The sequence below is a fragment of the Photorhabdus heterorhabditis genome (assembly GCF_018448905.1).
In the GTDB taxonomy this organism is placed as follows: domain Bacteria; phylum Pseudomonadota; class Gammaproteobacteria; order Enterobacterales; family Enterobacteriaceae; genus Photorhabdus; species Photorhabdus heterorhabditis.
The window spans coordinates 1-1,605 of the sequence record NZ_RCWA01000113.1; the positions used below are offsets into that span (position 1 = coordinate 1).

2 protein-coding genes are annotated in these 1,605 nt (G+C 40.3%); both read right to left on the bottom strand.

The window, feature by feature from the left end; genetic code table 11:
• Positions 1–286 (bottom strand): DUF5625 family protein (locus tag EAE89_RS22760; RefSeq protein ID WP_244866745.1); only part of this gene is annotated, 286 nt, incomplete at its 3' end.
• 4 nt (positions 287–290) lie between these two features.
• The gene (locus EAE89_RS22765; protein WP_054481517.1) at positions 291–470 is read right to left on the bottom strand and encodes a P-loop NTPase family protein; all 180 of its coding nucleotides are present in this window, start codon (positions 468–470) and stop codon (positions 291–293) included.
• Positions 471–1,605 lie beyond the last annotated feature (1,135 nt).

The following is a 1,605-nucleotide window of genomic DNA, read 5'->3' on the forward strand; positions in this document are numbered from 1 at the left end:
GAAGCGAAACTGGGGTTATTACCCCGCCCTTATCAACATTCCCGAACAACTCAAGCCGCCTTTTCATTTCCTCATAGTCATCCCCTTTATCAAACAGCAAGGCAAACTGATAATTCCCTTTCTTACTGATTTCAAAATCAATTTTGACTGATTGACCAGACTTCGATACGTCAATCGGCTTGTATATATCAATGGGCTTAGAGCAGGCCATTAATAATGTACAGCTCATAAAAATAATCATATTTCGCCAATTTTTAAACCTTTCATGTATACGTAATACTTTCATCTTGTCACTCCAAATCTTCGGGCAGTTCAAGGATGAATTCATGGGCTCCAGGCGGGCGGGCGGCGTGCACGACCACTTCGCGCGGCGCACCCGGATCACTCAAGGCAATGTTTTCGCGAATGCTGCGGTTGAATAGCATATTGTCCTGCAACACCACGCCAATCTGCCGGCGCAGCGAGGACATATCAGTGGCTCAGTACTCATTTCATTATCTTGCATCAGACAACTTAATCCTTAAATCAAAAATCTGGATATTCATCTCACCCCTAGCAAGCTATCCAGACACACCCGCAATCCGTTTAGTAAACAAATCACAATTCATATAATTAGGCGATTATATCATCAAATAATAATAAATTTCATTTAATACATTCACAAACAGTGACATTAACCACACAATAATATTAAAATTTATTAAATTTATAATTTTCACGCTTACATTGATAACAAAACATAAACATCAACAATTTGATTCAGTCATTGCAACGACTCTTGAATCGGTGAAATTAAGATATCGATCAGTTATCGCCATCACAATGAAACTAATCGGTATTACCGACTGGACAAAGCAGCTAATAATCGCTCAACAAAAAAGACTAAGAAAAGAGATTTCAATTATAAACTAGCCAAAATTTGGTATACAGGTAGGTTTAAGACACATTTATTTTGTATAGGCTAGCTTATTGCACGAGAATTTTTCAATCACCCAATCGAGAACTTTTTACAAAAATAAAAAGGCACATTTACCGAAGTCAGCACGACAAACCAGAATACTTATTAATAATATTAATGATATGCTTATCAGGCTTAAAAATCCCAATCCAACAACCGAGCAAACAATGATCAAAAAACGTCAGGGAATATATGACCACACCATTAATATATAATTTTTTTTACACAAATTAGTCTGTCCGTCATTCCGCACCACATGCCTGATTTAAAAATAGTGTGCTAGTCCGGCCGCCGCGCAATATGAAGCACAGACTTTTACGAAAAACACGCTGAAATCAGACACAATCGCCCACCGCCCGTTGGGTATTTTTAACCTTTGAAGAGATTAATCCCTTCGAGTTTCAAGAACATCGGAGGGTAACGGGTATACAACCGTACCAAAGTGACCTGTTGAAAATATTCGGTCAATGGTATGCGTTTTTTTCTTCCTGAATGGGATGCGGAATATCGGTTATAAAGTCCCGCGATAACCATCACGGGCCTTGTTACCGATCAGTGCCAGTTGGCTGCCAGTACAGGTTGCAGCCGCTGTTGCTCGACATCACCGAGCATGGCCGTCGCCGGTGCTGGGGGCGCGAAGGCAGCCA